Source organism: Streptomyces sp. NPDC005483 (assembly GCF_040606035.1).
Lineage (GTDB): Bacteria > Actinomycetota > Actinomycetes > Streptomycetales > Streptomycetaceae > Streptomyces.
The window spans coordinates 111,266-128,711 of the sequence record NZ_JBEXEA010000011.1 but is presented as its reverse complement, the minus strand read 5'-3'; the positions used below and the strand labels follow the sequence as shown (position 1 = coordinate 128,711).

Annotated in this window: 12 protein-coding genes; 11 read left to right on the top strand and 1 reads right to left on the bottom strand. The window is 67.4% G+C overall.

Going from position 1 to position 17,446, the window contains the following annotated elements; translation table 11 throughout:
• Positions 1 to 102: 102 nt before the first annotated feature.
• The 11 genes from typA (at position 103) to ABZT06_RS22265 (ending at position 15,164) form a co-directional block, all read left to right on the top strand.
• Positions 103 to 2,010 carry a translational GTPase TypA gene (gene typA, locus ABZT06_RS22315; RefSeq protein WP_355743395.1) on the top strand — a complete coding sequence of 636 codons (1,908 nt, stop codon included), beginning with the start codon at positions 103 to 105 and terminating at the stop codon, positions 2,008 to 2,010.
• Positions 2,011 to 2,382: 372 nt separating this feature from the next.
• A complete protein-coding gene (locus tag ABZT06_RS22310; protein ID WP_355743863.1) occupies positions 2,383 to 3,420 on the top strand; it encodes an ABC transporter permease in 1,038 nt (345 codons plus the stop codon).
• A 111-nt stretch (positions 3,421 to 3,531) separates the two neighbouring features.
• Positions 3,532 to 5,340 carry an ABC transporter substrate-binding protein gene (locus ABZT06_RS22305; protein WP_355743392.1) on the top strand — a complete coding sequence of 603 codons (1,809 nt, stop codon included), beginning with the start codon at positions 3,532 to 3,534 and terminating at the stop codon, positions 5,338 to 5,340.
• A 94-nt stretch (positions 5,341 to 5,434) separates the two neighbouring features.
• Complete coding sequence (locus ABZT06_RS22300) at positions 5,435 to 6,415, top strand: ABC transporter permease (protein ID WP_355743389.1); 981 nt, start codon at positions 5,435 to 5,437, stop codon at positions 6,413 to 6,415.
• A 9-nt stretch (positions 6,416 to 6,424) separates the two neighbouring features.
• Positions 6,425 to 7,486, top strand: coding sequence for an ABC transporter ATP-binding protein (locus ABZT06_RS22295; protein WP_355743386.1), 1,062 nt, complete (start codon positions 6,425 to 6,427; stop codon positions 7,484 to 7,486).
• A gap of 13 nt (positions 7,487 to 7,499) precedes the next feature.
• Entirely contained in the window at positions 7,500 to 8,612 is a 1,113-nt protein-coding gene (locus ABZT06_RS22290) for a dipeptide ABC transporter ATP-binding protein (RefSeq protein WP_355743383.1), read from the top strand.
• A gap of 231 nt (positions 8,613 to 8,843) precedes the next feature.
• Entirely contained in the window at positions 8,844 to 10,487 is a 1,644-nt protein-coding gene (locus ABZT06_RS22285; RefSeq protein WP_355743380.1) for an ABC transporter substrate-binding protein, read from the top strand.
• Positions 10,488 to 10,494: 7 nt separating this feature from the next.
• On the top strand, positions 10,495 to 11,418 hold the full coding sequence (locus ABZT06_RS22280) for an ABC transporter permease (protein WP_355743377.1): 924 nt from the start codon (positions 10,495 to 10,497) through the stop codon (positions 11,416 to 11,418).
• Positions 11,411 to 12,379: an ABC transporter permease gene (locus tag ABZT06_RS22275; protein ID WP_355743374.1), complete on the top strand. Its 969-nt coding sequence runs from the start codon at positions 11,411 to 11,413 to the stop codon at positions 12,377 to 12,379. The genes ABZT06_RS22280 and ABZT06_RS22275 overlap by 8 nt, the downstream gene beginning before the upstream one ends.
• Before the next feature lie 780 nt (positions 12,380 to 13,159).
• On the top strand, positions 13,160 to 14,134 hold the full coding sequence (locus ABZT06_RS22270) for an ABC transporter ATP-binding protein (protein WP_355743371.1): 975 nt from the start codon (positions 13,160 to 13,162) through the stop codon (positions 14,132 to 14,134).
• Positions 14,127 to 15,164, top strand: coding sequence for a dipeptide ABC transporter ATP-binding protein (locus ABZT06_RS22265; protein WP_355743368.1), 1,038 nt, complete (start codon positions 14,127 to 14,129; stop codon positions 15,162 to 15,164). Before ABZT06_RS22270 ends, ABZT06_RS22265 begins: the two co-directional genes overlap by 8 nt.
• Before the next feature lie 122 nt (positions 15,165 to 15,286).
• Here ABZT06_RS22265 and ABZT06_RS22260 read toward each other — a convergent pair whose 3' ends face one another.
• The gene (locus ABZT06_RS22260) at positions 15,287 to 17,407 is read right to left on the bottom strand and encodes a prolyl oligopeptidase family serine peptidase (RefSeq protein ID WP_355743365.1); all 2,121 of its coding nucleotides are present in this window, start codon (positions 17,405 to 17,407) and stop codon (positions 15,287 to 15,289) included.
• Between the last annotated feature and the right edge of the window lie 39 nt (positions 17,408 to 17,446).

Sequence of the window (17,446 nt, the reverse complement as noted above, 5' to 3'; positions counted from 1 at the left end):
GCAACGTACGATGGGGTGAGGCCGTGGCATGTTGAGCCCGGCAGGGTCCGCGTAACACAGACGTACGCGTCGGCCTTCCTCACACTCCAGGAGTACGCCTTCATGGCCACGCGCCACGACATCCGTAACGTCGCCATCGTCGCCCACGTCGACCACGGCAAGACGACCCTCGTCGACGCCATGCTGAAGCAGGCCGGTGCGTTCGCCGCGCACGCCGCCGAATCGCTCGACGACCGCATGATGGACTCGAACGACCTGGAGCGTGAGAAAGGCATCACGATCCTGGCCAAGAACACGGCCGTGAAGTACCACCCGAAGGATGGCGGCGAGGTCGTCACCATCAACATCATCGACACCCCGGGCCACGCGGACTTCGGCGGCGAGGTCGAGCGTGGTCTGTCGATGGTGGACGCGGTGGTGCTGCTCGTCGACGCCTCCGAGGGCCCGCTGCCCCAGACCCGCTTCGTGCTGCGCAAGGCGCTGCAGGCCCGGCTGCCCGTCATCCTCTGCATCAACAAGACGGACCGCCCCGACTCGCGCATCGACGAGGTCGTCAACGAGGCGTACGACCTCTTCCTCGACCTCGACGCCGATGAGGACCAGATCGAGTTCCCCATCGTCTACGCCTGCGCGCGTGACGGTGTGGCCTCGCTGACCAAGCCGGAGGACGGCACGGTCCCGGCCGACAGCGACAGCCTGGAGCCCTTCTTCTCCACGATCCTCTCGCACGTCCCGGCCCCCGAGTTCGACGAGGCCGCTCCGCTCCAGGCGCACGTCACCAACCTGGACGCCGACAACTTCCTGGGCCGTATCGCGCTGCTCCGCGTCGAGCAGGGCGAGCTGCGCAAGGGCCAGACCGTCACCTGGATCAAGCGCGACGGCACGATGTCCAACGTGCGCATCACCGAGCTGCTGATGACCGAGGCGCTCACCCGCAAGCCCGCCGAGAAGGCCGGCCCCGGTGACATCTGCGCGGTCGCCGGTATCCCGGACATCATGATCGGTGAGACCCTCGCCGACCCCGAGAACCCGATCCCGCTGCCGCTGATCACGGTCGACGAGCCCGCGATCTCCATGACCATCGGCACGAACACCTCGCCGCTGGTCGGCCGTGGCGGCACCGGCAAGGGCGCCGACGCGAAGGCGGCCGTCAAGGACCGCAAGGTGACCGCCCGTCAGGTCAAGGACCGCCTGGACCGCGAGCTGATCGGTAACGTCTCGCTGCGCGTCCTGGACACCGAGCGCCCCGACGCCTGGGAGGTCCAGGGCCGTGGTGAGCTCGCGCTCGCCATCCTGGTCGAGACCATGCGCCGGGAGGGCTTCGAACTGACCATCGGCAAGCCGCAGGTGGTCACCAAGGAAGTCGACGGCAAGGTGTACGAGCCCGTCGAGCGCATGACCATCGACGTGCCCGAGGAGCACATGGGCGCGGTCACGCAGCTCATGGGCGTCCGCAAGGGCCGTATGGACAACATGTCGAACCACGGCTCCGGCTGGGTGCGCATGGAGTTCGTGGTGCCCTCCCGCGGTCTGATCGGCTTCCGCACGGAGTTCCTGACCCAGACCCGCGGCACCGGCATCGGGCACTCCATCCACGAGGGCTTCGAGCCCTGGTTCGGCACCCTGCAGACCCGTAACAACGGCTCGCTGGTCGCCGACCGCTCCGGTGCCGTCACCGCCTTCGCGATGACGAACCTTCAGGAGCGCGGCGTGCTGTTCGTGGACCCGGGCACCGAGGTCTACGAGGGCATGATCGTCGGTGAGAACTCGCGCGCCGACGACATGGACGTGAACATCACCAAGGAGAAGAAGCTCACGAACATGCGGTCGTCCTCGGCCGACTCGTTCGAGGCGATCGTCCCGCCGCGCAAGCTCTCCCTGGAGCAGTCCCTGGAGTTCTGCCGCGACGACGAGTGCGTCGAGGTGACCCCGGAAGCGGTTCGCATCCGTAAGGTCAACCTGGACGCCCGCGAGCGCGCCCGCGCCGCGAGCCGCGCCAAGCACGGCTGACCCCACCGCCGGCGACCGTCGGCAGCCCGGTTCTCCGACATGCGGGGGACCGGGCCTTCGGTGTGCCTGCGAAAGCCTGTCCGCGATCTATGAGACACCGTCCGGATATCGGTAAGGACCCGATCGTGTTTCGGACATGTGAACCGAAATCCATTGCGGTATGTCCGATTTGACGGTCTGTCGGATCGCGTGTCAAGCGCGACCAGGTGTCAATCTTTGCAATTTTTCCTCAAAATATGGTCGGTAGGGAGATCCCTATGTCTTCCGCCCTTGACGCGCGTTGAACACTTTGGCGAAAGTTCCCCCAAACCACAGAACCTGCCGGTATCTGTGCTGCGCTCAACTCTCCAACCCCCCGGGGGAAGTACACACATGACCAGTCCAGCCAAGGCCGAAGGCTCCAGGCCGTCGCTCGCCTTGGACCCCGAGCTCGAGCCGAACCCGGAGCCCGCCAAGAGCCAGGAGCTTGTCGGTCGTTCTCCCGGCCAGCTGATGTGGATCCGCTTCAAGCGCGACCGTGCCGGAGTGGTCTCGGCTTGCATCGTGGTCTTCTTCTTCGCCATTGGCGTGCTCGCGCCGGTCATCTCGAAGCTGTACGGCAACGACCCGTACACGGTGTTCGCCGACGAGCGCCCCGAGCTCTTCGACAGTGCCGGTGTACCGCTGCAGCCCAACGGCGGCATCAGCGGCGAGTTCTGGTTCGGCCTCGAACCGGGCAACGGTTACGATGTCTTCACCAAGCTGCTGTACGGCATCAGGAACTCGCTCGGCATCTCGATCGCGGTCACGATCGCCACGGTACTCACCGGCGTTCTTCTCGGCGTCATGGCGGGGTATCTCGGCGGCAAGGCCGACTTCGTCATCAGCCGGATCGTCGACTTCCTGCTGGCCTTCCCCGCGCAGCTCTTCTTCATCGCGAGCATGCCGGTCGTGGTTTCGCTGTTCGTGGACCCGAGGGACGAGACGCCGGTCTACGTCCGGGTGGTTGCTCTGATCGCCGTGCAGTGGTTCCTGGGTTGGATGAGCCTCGCCCGTATTCTGCGTGGCACCACGCTCTCCCTCGCGGGGCGCGAGTTCATCGAGGCGGCCAAGGTGAGCGGGGCTTCCCCGTGGCGGATCATCCGCAAGGAGATCCTGCCCAACGTGGTCACGCCGATCCTGGTGCAGTCCACGTACATGCTCCCGGCCTTCGTCACGGCCGAGGCCGGCCTGTCATTCCTCGGCGTGGGAATCGTCGAGCCGACGCCCGACTGGGGACAGATGTTCTCCAAGGCGTCGACCGAACTCGTGATGCAGAACGACATCACCTACATGTTCTTCCCGGGCATCTCCATGATCATCTTCATCGTGGCCTTCAACCTGCTTGGGGACTCGGTCCGCGACGCCTTCGACCCGAAGACGGCGCGCTGACCGAACGGGAATGGGCGTCCTCGCCCGAACCATCCGGGGTGACTCCTCGTCACCCCGGAGGGGCACTTCATTTCATCGCACTCGTGACACATGGATGATGGGAACCAAGTGATGGGTAAGGGTGGACGCCGCGCGTACGCCGCTGTCTCCCTGCTTGCGGCCGGAGCGCTTGCGCTCACCGGTTGCAGCCAGGGCGGCAGCAAGAATGGCTCCGGCGATCAGAAGGACTCGGAGAACGCCAAGCGCCAGCAGTCGTCCATAGACTTCGGCGACGCGCAGGACTCCGTGGGCCCGGCCGCCGAGATCTCCGGCGCCAAGGCCGGCGGTACGGTGACGGTGCTGCAGAGAGACAGCTACGCGCACCTGGACCCGGCTCAGATCTACGTCTCCGACGAGGGCTCGCTGGCCTCGATCCTGCACCGTGGGCTGACGGGCTACAAGGCCACCAGCAACGACGGCGCCAAGCACGAAGTCGTCGGCGACCTGGCCACGGACAGCGGTACGACCACGGACGGCGGCAAGACCTGGACGTACAAGCTGAAGGACGGCGTCAAGTGGGCCGACGGTACGCCGATCACCTCGGCTGACCTCCGCCAGACGTTCGAGCGCCTCTTCGCTCCGTTCGTCGCCAACGGCCCGACCTACATCCAGCAGTGGCTGGCGAACACCCCGGGTACCGACTACCGCAAGCTCCTCAAGGACGGCCCCTACAAGGGCAAGCACCTGTCGGACAGCATCCTTGCGACGCCGGACGACAAGACGATCGTCTTCAAGTTCAAGGAGCCGAAGCCCGACCTGCCGTACGCGCTCGCCATGGCGGGCTACTCCATCGTGTCCGCGAAGAAGGACACGCAGGTGAAGTACGACAAGGCCCCGATGACCGCTGGTCCGTACAAGATCGCGGACTTCAAGTCGGGCAAGTCGATGACGCTGGTCAAGAACACCAACTGGGACCCGAAGACGGACCCGATCCGTCACCAGTACGTGAACCAGTTCAACATCCTCTTCAACAAGCAGTTCGAGGACTCGACCAAGGCGATGCTGGACGGCACCGGCACCAACGCCACCTCGATCAGCTTCAACAACCAGGTCGACGCGGGCAACCTGTCCAAGGTGCTGGGCGACTCCGCGCTGAAGAGCCGCGTGGTCTCCGGCTACCAGCCGTACGTCGGCCAGATGAACATCAACCTCTCCCAGCCGGAGATGCAGGACAAGAAGGTTCGTGAGGCCATCGCTTACGCGCTGCCCATCTCGCCCTTCGTCCGCGCTTACGGCGGCGCTCAGGCCATGGAGGTCGCCGGCGGTCTGATCAGCCCGACCGTCTCCGGCTACAACCCCAACTTCGACCCGTTCGGCAAGAAGAAGAAGCCGGCCGGCGACCCCGCGAAGGCGAAGCAGCTCCTCAAGGAAGCCGGCAAGGAAGGCATGAAGCTGACCTTCGGCTACATCAACACCCCTGAGGGCCAGCAGTACTCCACCGCGATGGCCGCGGGCCTGCAGAAGGCCGGCTTCAACGTCCAGCGCCAGGAGATCCCGGCCGAGACGTACTACGACCAGGTCAGCAAGGTCAAGAACAACTACGACATCTTCCACACCGCGTGGGGTGCCGACTGGCCGAGCGCCTCGACCGTGATCCCGCCGCTGTACGACGGCCGCACGATCCAGGACGGTTCGTCGAACTACTCGCACATCAACGACAAGAAGGTCAACGCGGACATCGACCGGATCAACAAGATCACGGACCCGGTCAAGGCTGCGGAGGAGTGGAACAAGGTCAACGAGTACATCGTCAAGGATGTCGTCTCCAACATCCCGACGGCGTACTACAAGCAGACCCAGATCGCGGGACCGAAGGTCGGCGGCATGGTGTACGACGACGTTCTCGGCGGCGTCGACCCGCGCAGGCTGTTCGTGAAGTAACACCGCCCCACCCCCGAAAGCGCTCGGGGTCACCCTGTCTCGCGACGGGGTGGCCCCGGCCGCATCGGCTTCCCACGTCCGAAAGCTGCTTCTGATGCTGCGCTTCATCCTCCGCCGGTCTCTCGGCGCCGCCGTGATCCTGGTCCTACTGACCGTGGTCGCCTTCTTGCTCTTCTTCGGCATGCCACGTGATCCGGCGCTGCTGATGTGCGGCAAGACCTGCACCCCGGATGCCCTGGCCAATATCCATAGGACGCTCGGTATCGATAAATCGATCCCTGAGCAGTTCTGGATTTTCCTGCATGGTCTGATCGCGGGACGCAACGACTTCGCTCAGGGGCCCTGCCCCGCACCCTGCTTCGGCTACTCGTACCACACGAACGAGAACGTCTGGTCGACCCTGATCGACCGCCTGCCGACCACGGTCTCCCTCTCTCTCGGTGCCGCGGTCCTCTTCCTGCTCGTCGGTCTCGGCTCGGGCATGATCGCCGCCTGGAAGCGCGGTACGGTCGTCGACAAGACCTTCACCGCGGGTGCGATGGTGCTCAGTTCGATGCAGATCTACTTCCTCGGTCCGCTCGTGCTCGCCATTGTCGTCTTCCAGGCACACCTGTTGGACGAGCCCGATTACGTGCCCTTCACCCACAACCCGGTTTCCTGGTTCACCGGACTGATCATCCCGTGGGCCGTGCTCTCGACGATCTTCGCGGCTCAATACACTCGTATGGCGCGGTCCTCGATGATCGAGCAGCTCCAGGAAGAACATGTGCGGACGGCGCGGGCCAAGGGCATGTCCCGGCGTTACGTCTTCTTCCGCTACGCATGGCGCGGCTCCCTCATCCCGATCGTGACGATCTTCGGCATCGACATCGGTTCGCTGCTGGGTGGTGCGATCATCACCGAGTACACCTTCGGCCTGCCGGGCCTCGGCCGGCTGGCCGTGGATGCGGTGAACTTCAGTGATCTGCCCCTGCTGCTCGGGGTGATGCTGTTCTCGGCCGCCATGATTCTTCTGTTCAACATCATCGTCGACGCGTGCTATGCGTTCATCGACCCGCGCGTGCGGCTGTCCTAGGAGCTTTCTGTGACCACTGTGACCAAGGAAACGGGGGCTCCTGTCTCGGCCGATACCGGGGCCTTCCTTTCCGTGCGCGACCTGCGCGTACGGTTCAAGACCGAGGACGGCATCGTCAAGGCTGTCGATGGGCTCAGCTTCGATCTGGAGCGCGGGCAGACACTCGGCATCGTGGGAGAGTCGGGTTCCGGCAAGTCGGTGACCAACCTGACCATCCTCGGTCTGCACAACCCTCAGTTCGCCGCCATCGACGGCGAGATCCTGCTGGAGGGTCAGGAGCTCATCACCGCGCGCGAAAGCGAAATGGAGAAGCTTCGCGGCAACAAGATGGCGATGATCTTCCAGGATCCGCTGACGGCGCTCTCCCCGTACTACACAGTGGGCCGACAGCTCTCCGAGCCCTTCATGAAGCACACGGGCGCCTCCAAGAAGGAGGCCAAGGACCGGGCGATCCAGATGCTGGAGAAGGTCGGCATCCCTCAGCCCAAGGTGCGCTTCGGCGACTATCCGCACCAGTTCTCCGGCGGTATGCGCCAGCGCGCGATGATCGCCATGGCGCTGATGTGCGACCCCCAGCTGCTGATCGCCGACGAGCCGACCACCGCACTCGACGTCACGGTGCAGGCCCAGATCCTGGACCTGCTCAAGGACCTCCAGCAGGAGTTCGGCTCCGCGATCATCTTCATCACCCACGACCTGGGTGTCATCTCCAGCATGGCCGACGACCTGCTGGTGATGTACGCGGGCCGGGCCGTCGAGCGCGGAAGTGTCCGCGAGGTCATGCGCGCGCCCCGGCACCCCTACACCTGGGGTCTGCTCAGTTCGATGCCGCGGCTGGACAGCGACGTCAACGAGGAGCTGGTGCCGATTCCCGGCTCCCCGCCCTCGCTGCTCAACCCGCCCTCCGGCTGCCCCTTCCACCCCCGGTGCGCCTTCAAGGACGAGGTGCCGGGCACGCTGTGCACCGACTCCCGGCCGACGCTGGGAGAGGGCCGTGCCTCCGCGTGCCATCTGACGGCGGAGCAGAAGCAGTCCATCTTCATCGACAAGATCCAGCCTCGGCTGCGCTAGGGAGAACCGAGACATGAGCGACAACCTCACCCTCCCCGCACAGCAGGGCTCCCCCGACACCTCTGCGCGCGAGACGCTCCTTCAGGTCGAAGGGTTGACCAAGCACTTCCCGATCTACGGCGGCTTCCCGATCAAGCGGAAAGTCGGCGCGGTGCAGGCCGTGGACGGCATCGACCTCACGGTCGGCGTCGGCGAGAGCGTCGGCCTGGTCGGCGAGTCCGGCTGTGGCAAGTCGACCACGGGCCGGCTCATCACCCGGCTCCTGGAGCCGACCGACGGAAAGATCACGTACTCGGGCCAGGACATCACGCACGCCTCGCGGAGGCAGCTGGCGCCCGTGCGGTCCGAGATCCAGATGATCTTCCAGGATCCGTACTCCTCGCTCAACCCGCGCCAGACCGTCGGCACGATCATCAAGTCGCCGATGGAGGTCAACGAGATCGAGCCGGAGGGCGGCCGGGAGAAGAAGGTCCGGGAGCTGCTGGAGCTCGTCGGCCTCAACCCGGAGCACTACAACCGCTTCCCGCACGAGTTCTCCGGCGGTCAGCGCCAGCGCATCGGCGTGGCCCGTGCGCTCGCTCTGAACCCCAAGCTGATCGTGGCCGACGAGCCGGTCTCCGCGCTGGACGTGTCCATCCAGGCGCAGGTGGTCAACCTGCTCAAGAAGGTCCAGGACGAGCTCGGCATCGCGTTCCTGTTCATCGCCCACGACCTGGCCGTCGTACGGCACTTCTCGCAGCGGGTCGCGGTGATGTACCTCGGCAAGGTGGTCGAGGTCGGCGACCGGGACTCGATCTACAACCGGCCTCGCCATCCGTACACCCACGCCCTGCTCTCCGCGGTTCCGGAGGTCTCGCTCGATGGCGAGAGCGACGAGCGCGAGCGCATCCGTCTGGCCGGTGACGTCCCTTCCCCGATCTCGCCGCCGTCCGGCTGCCGCTTCCGCACCCGCTGCTGGAAGGCGCAGGACAAGTGCGCCGAGGAGCAGCCGCCGCTCGTCCAGCTCTCGGGCAACCGCCAAGGCCACCTGACGGCTTGCCACTTCCCCGAGGACCCGTCCACGGAGGCACGGGACGAGGACATCGTGCTGGATCCTGCGCTTGCCGCCGTGGAGGAGCCGAAGTAGACGCGGTGCGCGAGGTGAGTGCAGCAGTGCCGGCCGCCACAGGTGACCGACGCTGCGTTCTCTGACCGGGTGGTGATGCACGAACACCGTGCATCACCACCCGGTTGTCGTGTGGCACCTTCGCGTCGCTCCGTTCGGATGGCCTCCCCCCGAATGGTGGCGGAATACGCGCAGAAGACTCCTTTTGGTCCGATATTGGCCGGTAACGGATCAGTCTTGAGGAGGCACTCCATGCGTGGAGCCACGCACGCCAGATGGGCCGCATGCGCGGCGGCGGTAACCCTCGCGGCGTCGGCCTGCGGCGGTGGGGACAGCGGCAGCGACAGCGGTGGCAGCGGCGACGGCAGCGCGACGCTGAGCTCCTCCTGGGGCGACCCGCAGAACCCGCTGGAGCCGGCCAACACCAACGAGGTGCAGGGCGGCAAGGTCCTCGACATGATCTTCCGGAGCCTGAAGAAGTACAACCCGGAGACCGGCAAGGCCGAGGACATGCTCGCCGAGAAGATCGACACGAGCGACTCGCAGAACTTCACGATCACGGTCAAGAGCGGCTGGACCTTCAGCAACGGCGAGAAGGTCACCGCCAAGTCGTTCGTGGACGCCTGGAACTACGGGGCCTCCCTCAAGAACAACCAGAAGAACGCCTACTTCTTCGGCTACATCGAAGGCTACGACAAGACGCACCCGGACGACGGCAGCAAGCAGACCGCCGACACCCTCTCCGGGCTCAAGGTCACCGGCACCAACACCTTCACCGTCAAGCTCAACCAGAAGTTCTCGACCTTCCCCGACACCCTCGGCTATCCCGCCTACGCCCCGCTCCCGCAGGCCTTCTTCACCGACCACGTGGGCTGGCTGAGCAAGCCCGTCGGCAACGGGCCGTACACCATCGAGTCGTACACCAAGGGCTCGCAGATGGCCCTGAAGAAGTGGAGCGGGTACCCCGGCACGGACAAGGCGCAGAACGGCGGGGTGACCCTCAAGGTCTACACCGACAACAACACCGCCTACACCGACCTCATGGCCGGCAACCTCGACCTCGTCGACGACGTCCCGGCCGCCCAGCTGAAGAACGTCAAGAGCGACCTCGGCGGCCGCTACATCAACACCCCGGCCGGCATCATCCAGACCCTCGCCTTCCCGTTCTACGACAAGAACTGGAACAAGCCCGGTACGGAGAAGGTCCGCACCGGACTCTCCCGCGCGATCAACCGCGCCCAGATCACCGAGACGATCTTCCAGAAGACCCGCACCCCCGCCACCGACTGGACCTCCCCGGTCCTCGGCAAGGAAGGCGGTTTCCAGGACGGGCTGTGCGGCGACGCCTGCGACTACGACCCCGCCGCTGCCAAGAAGCTCATCAAGGAAGGCGGCGGACTCCCCGGCGGCCAGATCAAGATCACGTACAACGCGGACACCGGCTCCCACAAGCAGTGGATCGACGCGGTCTGCAACTCCATCAACAACGCGCTCGACAACGACAAGGCCTGCGTCGGCAACCCGGTCGGCACCTTCGCCGACTTCCGCAGCCAGATCACCGCGAAGAAGATGAGCGGCCCCTTCCGGGCGGGCTGGCAGATGGACTACCCGCTCATCCAGAACTTCCTCCAGCCGCTCTACTACACCAACGCCTCCTCCAACGACGGCAAGTGGTCCAACAAGGACTTCGACCAGCTCGTCAACGAGGCCAACGCCGAGACCGACACCGCCAAGGCCGTCGCCAAGTTCCAGGACGCCGAGAAGGTCGTACGGGACAACATGGCCGCCATCCCGCTCTGGTACCAGAACGGCAGCGCGGGCTACTCGGAGCGGCTCTCGAACGTGAAGCTCAACCCGTTCAGCGTCCCCGTCTACAACGAGATCAAGGTCGGCTGACCCCGCCATGGGACGGTACGTCGTCCGGCGTCTGCTCCAGATGATCCCGGTGTTCATCGGGTCGACCCTGCTGATCTTCCTCATGGTGAACGTGATGGGCGACCCCATCGCGGGCCTGTGCGGCGACAAGCAGTGCGACGCGGCGACGTCCGCCCAGCTCAAGAAGGAGTTCGGCCTCGACAAGCCGGTCTGGCAGCAGTACCTGACCTACATGGGGCACGTCTTCACCGGCGACTTCGGCACCGCGTTCAACGGCCAGAAGGTCACCGAGCTGATGGCGACGGCGTTCCCCGTGACCATCCGGCTGACGATCGTCGCGATCCTCATCGAGATCGTCGTCGGCATCACCCTGGGCGTGATCACCGGACTCAAGCGCGGCCGGCCCGTCGACACCTCGGTCCTCCTCCTCACCCTCGTGGTGATCTCCATCCCCACCTTCGTCACCGGTCTGCTGCTGCAGCTGCTCCTCGGCGTCGAGTGGGGCTGGATCAAACCGTCGGTGTCCACGGACGCCACCTTCGGCGAACTGCTCGTGCCCGGCCTGGTCCTCGCGTCCGTGTCGCTGGCGTACGTGACCCGGCTGACCCGCACGTCCATCGCGGAGAACCGGCGGTCCGACTACGTCCGTACGGCGGTGGCGAAGGGGCTGCCCCGCGGCAGGGTCATCACGCGGCACCTGCTCCGCAACTCGCTCATCCCCGTCGTCACCTTCATCGGCACCGACATCGGCGCCCTGATGGGCGGCGCGATCGTCACCGAGCGCATCTTCAACATCCACGGCGTCGGCTACCAGCTCTACCAGGGCATCCTGCGCCAGAACACCCAGACCGTGGTCGGCTTCGTCACCGTCCTCGTCCTGGTCTTCCTGGTCGCCAACCTGCTCGTCGACCTCCTGTACGCCGTCCTCGACCCCAGGATCCGCTATGCCTGAATCCCAGGAACCAGAGGGCGCGATCGCCGGGACCGGAGCGGGCGGTGCGATGGATCTCGCGGTGAGCGAGGCCACGACCCTGGAGAAGCGCCCCGACGGTACGGGCCCTCAGGAAAAACCCCGCTCCCTCTGGTCCGACGCCTGGCGCGACCTGCGCCGCAACCCCGTCTTCATCGTCTCCGCCCTGGTGATCCTCTTCCTGGTCGTCATCTCCCTGTGGCCGTCGCTGATCGCGTCGGGCAACCCGCTCAAGTGCGACCTCTCCAAGGCCCAGGAGGGCTCCCAGCCCGGCGCTCCCTTCGGCTACGACGGCCAGGGCTGCGACGTCTACACGCGCACGGTGTACGGCGCCCGTACGTCGGTGACGGTCGGCGTCTGCGCCACGCTGGGCGTCGCCCTCCTCGGGTCGGTCCTCGGCGGCCTCGCCGGCTTCTTCGGAGGCTTCTCGGACTCGATCCTGTCCCGCGCCACCGACATCTTCTTCGCGATCCCGGTGGTGCTGGGTGGTCTGGTGCTCCTGTCGGTCGTCACGAGCAGCACGGTGTGGCCGGTCATCGGGTTCATGGTGCTGCTGGGCTGGCCGCAGATCTCCCGCATCGCGCGCGGCTCGGTGATCACCGCCAAACAGAACGACTACGTGCAGGCGGCCAGGGCGCTGGGCGCCTCCAACTCCCGCCTGCTGCTGCGCCACATCGCCCCGAACGCGGTCGCCCCGGTGATCGTCGTGGCGACCATCGCCCTCGGTACGTACATCTCGCTGGAGGCGACCCTGTCGTACCTCGGCGTGGGCTTGAAGCCCCCCACGGTCAGCTGGGGCATCGACATCTCCGCGGCCTCCCCCTACATCCGCAACGCCCCGCACATGCTCCTGTGGCCGGCCGGGGCTCTCGCGATCACGGTCCTCGCCTTCATCATGCTCGGCGACGCGGTCCGCGACGCCCTCGACCCGAAGCTGAGGTGAGCGGACGTGGGCGGGCGGTGCGGTGAGCCCGGCTTCGCCGTCGTCCAGGTGGGCGCTCGGGTACCGGGGCGGGCGGCTGGGGTGCGCTGCGGGCGGTTCGTGCGGGGAAGACCTGGGCCGGGAGGCGTGGCGTGTTCGGCTGTACCGGCGGCCCGCGCCGCTTCGTCGTGTCCGTGGCGTTGTCGCCGATGCGGGCCCGGGGGAGGACCTGGGCGCGGTTGGCTGGGGTGCAATGCGGGCGGTTCGTGCGGGGAGGCGGGGGATGCGACGCGGCGTGCCGGGGGCGCCGCGGGGGGCGGGAATCACCCGCGGTTGCGTTCCGGTTGGGGCGGTGTCCCGGTGCCCGTTCCGCCCGCGCTCCTTCGTCGTGTCCGCGGGGGGCTGGGATGCCCTACGGGCGGTTCGTGCGGGGAGGCGGGGGATGCGACGCGGCGTGTCGGGGGCGCCGCGGGGGCGGGAATCACCCGCGGTTGCGTTCCGGTTGGGGCGGTGTCCCGGTGCCCGTTCCGCCCGCGCTGCTTCGTCGTGTCCGCGGGTGGCGCGGATGGCCCTACGGGCGGTTCGTGCGGGGATCGGGGGCGCCGCCGGGGCGGGAATCACCGCGGTTGCGTTCCGTCGGAAGGGTGGGTTTGTGGCCCTTCCGCTCACCTCTGTTCGCCCCGCCCGACGCCGACGTACCCGGCGCGTGCTCCGGGCGCGACCCCCTCAGCCGAACCCCCCTTTCCCCCCACCCCGCGGCGCCACCCGCGACGCCCCGACCCGAAGCTGAGGTGAGTCGCCGTGTTGCTCGAAGTGCGTGATCTGCATGTGGAGTTCAGGACCAGGGACGGGGTGGCCAAGGCGGTCAACGGGGTCGACTACGGAGTGGACGCGGGGGAGACCCTCGCGGTGCTCGGGGAGTCCGGGTCGGGGAAGTCGGTGACAGCGCAGGCGATCATGGGGATCCTCGACATGCCTCCCGGGAGGATCACCGGCGGCGAGATCCTCTTCCGGGGGGAGGACCTGCTGAAGCTGAAGGAGGACGAGCGGCGCAAGTTCCGTGGTGCCGAGATGGCGATGATCTTCCAGGACGCGCTGTCCTCCCTCAACCCCGTGCTCTCCGTCGGCGACCAGCTCGGCGAGATGTTCGTGGTGCACCGGGGCATGTCGAAGAAGGACGCTCGGAGCAAGGCCGTCGAGCTGATGGAACGGGTGCGCATCCCGGCCGCCAGGGAGCGCGTGAAGGACTACCCGCACCAGTTCTCCGGCGGTATGCGCCAACGCATCATGATCGCGATGGCGCTCGCCCTGGAACCCGCGCTGATCATCGCCGACGAACCGACCACCGCACTCGACGTCACCGTCCAGGCCCAGGTGATGGACCTGCTCGCCGAGCTCCAGCGCGAGTACAACATGGGGCTCATCCTCATCACCCACGACCTCGGTGTCGTCGCGGACGTGGCCGACCGGATCGCCGTCATGTACGCGGGCCGGATCGTCGAGCAGGCCCCCGTCCACGACATCTACAAGGCGCCCGCCCACCCGTACACCCGCGGACTCCTCGACTCCATCCCCCGTCTCGACCAGAAGGGGCAGGAGCTGTACGCCATCAAGGGACTGCCGCCCAACCTGATGAACATCCCGCCGGGCTGCCCGTTCAACCCCAGGTGCCCGATGGCCCGGGAGGTGTGCCGGACGGACGTACCGCCTCTGTACGACGTCGACGACAGACGGACGAGTGCCTGTCACTTCTGGACGGAGTGCCTCCATGGTTGAGCCGATCCTGGAAGTGGGTGGACTGGTCAAGCACTACCCGTTGACCCAGGGCGTGTTGTTCAAGAAGCAGATCGGTGCCGTCAAGGCGGTCGACGGCGTGGACTTCACGCTCCACAAAGGAGAGACCCTCGGCATCGTCGGGGAGTCCGGCTGCGGCAAGTCGACCGTGGCCAAGATGCTCGTCAATCTCGAGCGCCCGACGCAAGGGTTGATCAAGTACAAGGGCGAGGACATCACCAAGCTCTCCGGCAAGGCCCTCAAGTCGGTCCGCCGCAACATCCAGATGGTCTTCCAGGACCCGTACACCTCCCTCAACCCCCGTATGACGGTGGGCGACATCATCGGGGAGCCGTACGACATCCACCCCGAGGTGGCCCCCAAGGGCGACCGGCGCAGGAAGGTCCAGGACCTGCTGGACGTCGTCGGCCTCAACCCCGAGTACATCCACCGCTATCCGCACCAGTTCTCCGGCGGCCAGCGCCAGCGCATCGGCATCGCGAGGGGGCTCGCCCTGCGCCCCGAGGTGATCGTCGCCGACGAACCGGTCTCCGCCCTCGACGTCTCCGTCCAGGCCCAGGTGATCAACCTCCTCGACCAACTGCAGAGCGAGTTCGAGCTGTCGTACCTCTTCATCGCGCACGACCTGTCGATCGTCCGGCACATCTCGGACCGGGTCGGGGTGATGTACCTGGGACGGATCGTGGAGATCGGCCGGGACGCCGAGATCTACGACCATCCGACGCATCCCTACACCCAGGCGCTGCTGTCCGCCGTGCCGGTGCCCGACCCGGAGGCGCGCGAGCACCGCGAACGGATCATCCTCAACGGAGATGTCCCGTCCCCGACCAACATCCCGTCCGGGTGCCGCTTCCGCACCCGCTGCTGGAAGGCGCAGGAGCGCTGCGCCCTCGAGGTCCCGGCACTCGCGGTGCCGGCGGAGTTCCGGCACGTGAGCGGGCCGGCCGCGCACGACTCGGCCTGCCACTTCGCGGAGGAGAAGCAGGTGGTACCGCCGGAGGGGACGGAGTAACACGGCGGCAACTTTGCCGACCCGGTTCCGATATACGGACGCGTCAGTCTCTACAACGTACGGCCGTGCGGGTGCCGTAAGCGGGCCGGGACGCGCCATGTCGTCCCGGCCCGCTGCCGTGCCTACGCCATCCCCAACGACCGCTTCAGGAAGTCCAGCTGAAGCCGCAGCAAGTTCTCCGCGACCGTCTCCTGCGGGGTCATGTGGGTCACGCCGGACAGCGGCAGCACCTCGTGCGGGCGGCCCGCGGCCAGCAGGGCCGAGGACAGGCGCAGGGAGTGGGCGACCACCACGTTGTCGTCCGCGAGGCCGTGGATGATCATCATCGGGCGGTGCCGTTCCGCCGCGTCGACCAGACCCTCGTCGCCGACCAGGGAGTTGCGGCGGTAGACCTCCGGCTGCTCGTCCGGGTGGCCGAGGTAGCGCTCCTGGTAGTGGGTGTCGTACAGCCGCAGATCGGTGACCGGGGCGCCCACCACCGCCGCGTGGAAGACGTCCGGGCGGCGCAGCACCGCGAGGGCCGCCAGGTAGCCGCCGAAGGACCAGCCGCGGATCGCGACCCGGGAGAGGTCCAGCGGGAAGTCCTCGGCCAGCGCCTGGAGCGCGTCCACCTGGTCCTGGAGGACCACCGCCGCGAGCTCGTCCCGGACCGCCTTCTCCCAGGCGGGGGAGCGGCCCGGGGTGCCCCGGCCGTCGGCCACGACCACCGCGAAACCCTGGTCGGCGAACCACTGCGAGGTCAGGTGCGGGTTGTGCGCGGCGACCACCCGCTGTCCGTGCGGACCCCCGTACGGGTCCAGCAAAACCGGAAGGGGGCTGTCACCGGCGTAGTCCTGAGGCATAAGCACGGCGCACGGGATCCTTCGTGCGCCCCCCTCGACGAGCGTCACGCGGGGGGTCAAACCGGGATCTTCCGCGTACGAGGTGACAGTGGCCCTCTCCTTGCCGTCGTGCAGTACTCGCGCCCGGTTGCCCGGCCGGTCGAGGGTCGCCGACACCAGCACGGTCACGCCCCCGGCGCGCACCGCCGAGTGCACGCCGGGCTCCTGCGACACGCGCTCCACCCCGAGCTCGTTCACCCGGTAGACGTGCACCTGGCCGGTCTCCGGGGACTCGGCGTCCGTGCCGGCCGAGGCCGAGACCAGCACGTCGTCCGCGGCCACGTCGAGTACCGCGCGGACGTGCAACTGCGGTCCGGTCAGCGGCCGTTCGCCGACCGCGAGCACCCGCGCGCCACCCTCGTCGGCGATCCGCACGAGCTGTCCCGAGGGGCTCCAGCAGGGCACCCCGGGGAAAAGATCCAGCCAAGTTGGATCTTCGTCCGCGTGCACCATCCGGGTCGCGCCGGACTCCGGATCCACCGCCAGATACAGCTGACTGCGCTGGTCGCGCGCCTGTACGAGCAGCAGCGGAGCACCCGCCGCTGACCAGTGCACATGGGCCAGATACGGATAGCGCCGCCGGTCCCAGGAGACCTCCGCGCGCACCCCGTCCAGAGCGATCACGAACAGCCGTACGTCCGCGTTAGGGGTGCCCGCGGCCGGGTAGGGGACGTGTTGTGGATCACGCTCCGGGTGGGCCGGATCGGAGATCCACCAGCGCTGCACCGGCGTGTCGTCCACGCGCGCGACCAGCAGCCGGTCCGACTGCGGCGACCACCAGAAGCCCCGTGAGCGGCCCATCTCCTCGGCCGCGACGAACTCCGCGAGACCGTAGGTGACGTGGTCCGACTCCGGAGCGGCGAGCGCCCGGTCGTCCTCGCCCTCGGCGCCCACCACCCGCAGGCCGCCCCGGGCGACGTACGCGACGTGCCGCCCGTCGGGAGCCGGGCGGGGGTCGATCACCGGTCCCGGGACGGGCAGTTCACGTGCCGTGCCGGCCCGCAGCTCCGCGCTGAAAAGCCGCCCTGACAACGCGAAAGAGGCCAACTCGACGGCTGCGTCGGTGGCGTAGCCGACGATGCCGGCACCGCCCTCGCGGCTGCGTTCGCGGCGCGCCCGCTCCTCGGGCGAGAGGCGCTCCTCGGCGCCGCCCAGGAGGGCGCGCGGGTCGGCCGCCACGCGCTCCCCGCCGTCCGCCGTGTCGAGCACCCACAGTGAATTGGCCCGGTTCGTGCCGGAGTTCGAGCGCAGGAACACGACACGCGATCCGTCGGGCGCCACGGTGAACGCGCGCGGCGCGCCGAGCGTGAAGCGCTGGGTACGGGCGTGCCGGCGGGGGAAGGAGTCAGGCTCGGTCGTCATGCCCCGACCATATTGGCCATGCGCCCCCTTGTGCGGCCG

What these genes read in the sequence shown, in the direction of transcription:
- ABZT06_RS22300 (WP_355743389.1), top strand. Translation starts at nt 5,435, where the DNA reads ATGCTGCGCTTCATCCTCCGCCGGTCTCTCGGCGCCGCCGTGATCCTG.
- ABZT06_RS22275 (WP_355743374.1), top strand. Translation starts at nt 11,411, where the DNA reads ATGCCTGAATCCCAGGAACCAGAGGGCGCGATCGCCGGGACCGGAGCG.
- ABZT06_RS22310 (WP_355743863.1), top strand. Translation starts at nt 2,383, where the DNA reads ATGACCAGTCCAGCCAAGGCCGAAGGCTCCAGGCCGTCGCTCGCCTTG.
- ABZT06_RS22285 (WP_355743380.1), top strand. Translation starts at nt 8,844, where the DNA reads ATGCGTGGAGCCACGCACGCCAGATGGGCCGCATGCGCGGCGGCGGTA.
- ABZT06_RS22305 (WP_355743392.1), top strand. Translation starts at nt 3,532, where the DNA reads ATGGGTAAGGGTGGACGCCGCGCGTACGCCGCTGTCTCCCTGCTTGCG.
- ABZT06_RS22290 (WP_355743383.1), top strand. Translation starts at nt 7,500, where the DNA reads ATGAGCGACAACCTCACCCTCCCCGCACAGCAGGGCTCCCCCGACACC.
- ABZT06_RS22265 (WP_355743368.1), top strand. Translation starts at nt 14,127, where the DNA reads ATGGTTGAGCCGATCCTGGAAGTGGGTGGACTGGTCAAGCACTACCCG.
- ABZT06_RS22280 (WP_355743377.1), top strand. Translation starts at nt 10,495, where the DNA reads ATGGGACGGTACGTCGTCCGGCGTCTGCTCCAGATGATCCCGGTGTTC.
- typA (WP_355743395.1), top strand. Translation starts at nt 103, where the DNA reads ATGGCCACGCGCCACGACATCCGTAACGTCGCCATCGTCGCCCACGTC.
- ABZT06_RS22260 (WP_355743365.1), bottom strand. Translation starts at nt 17,407, where the DNA reads ATGACGACCGAGCCTGACTCCTTCCCCCGCCGGCACGCCCGTACCCAG.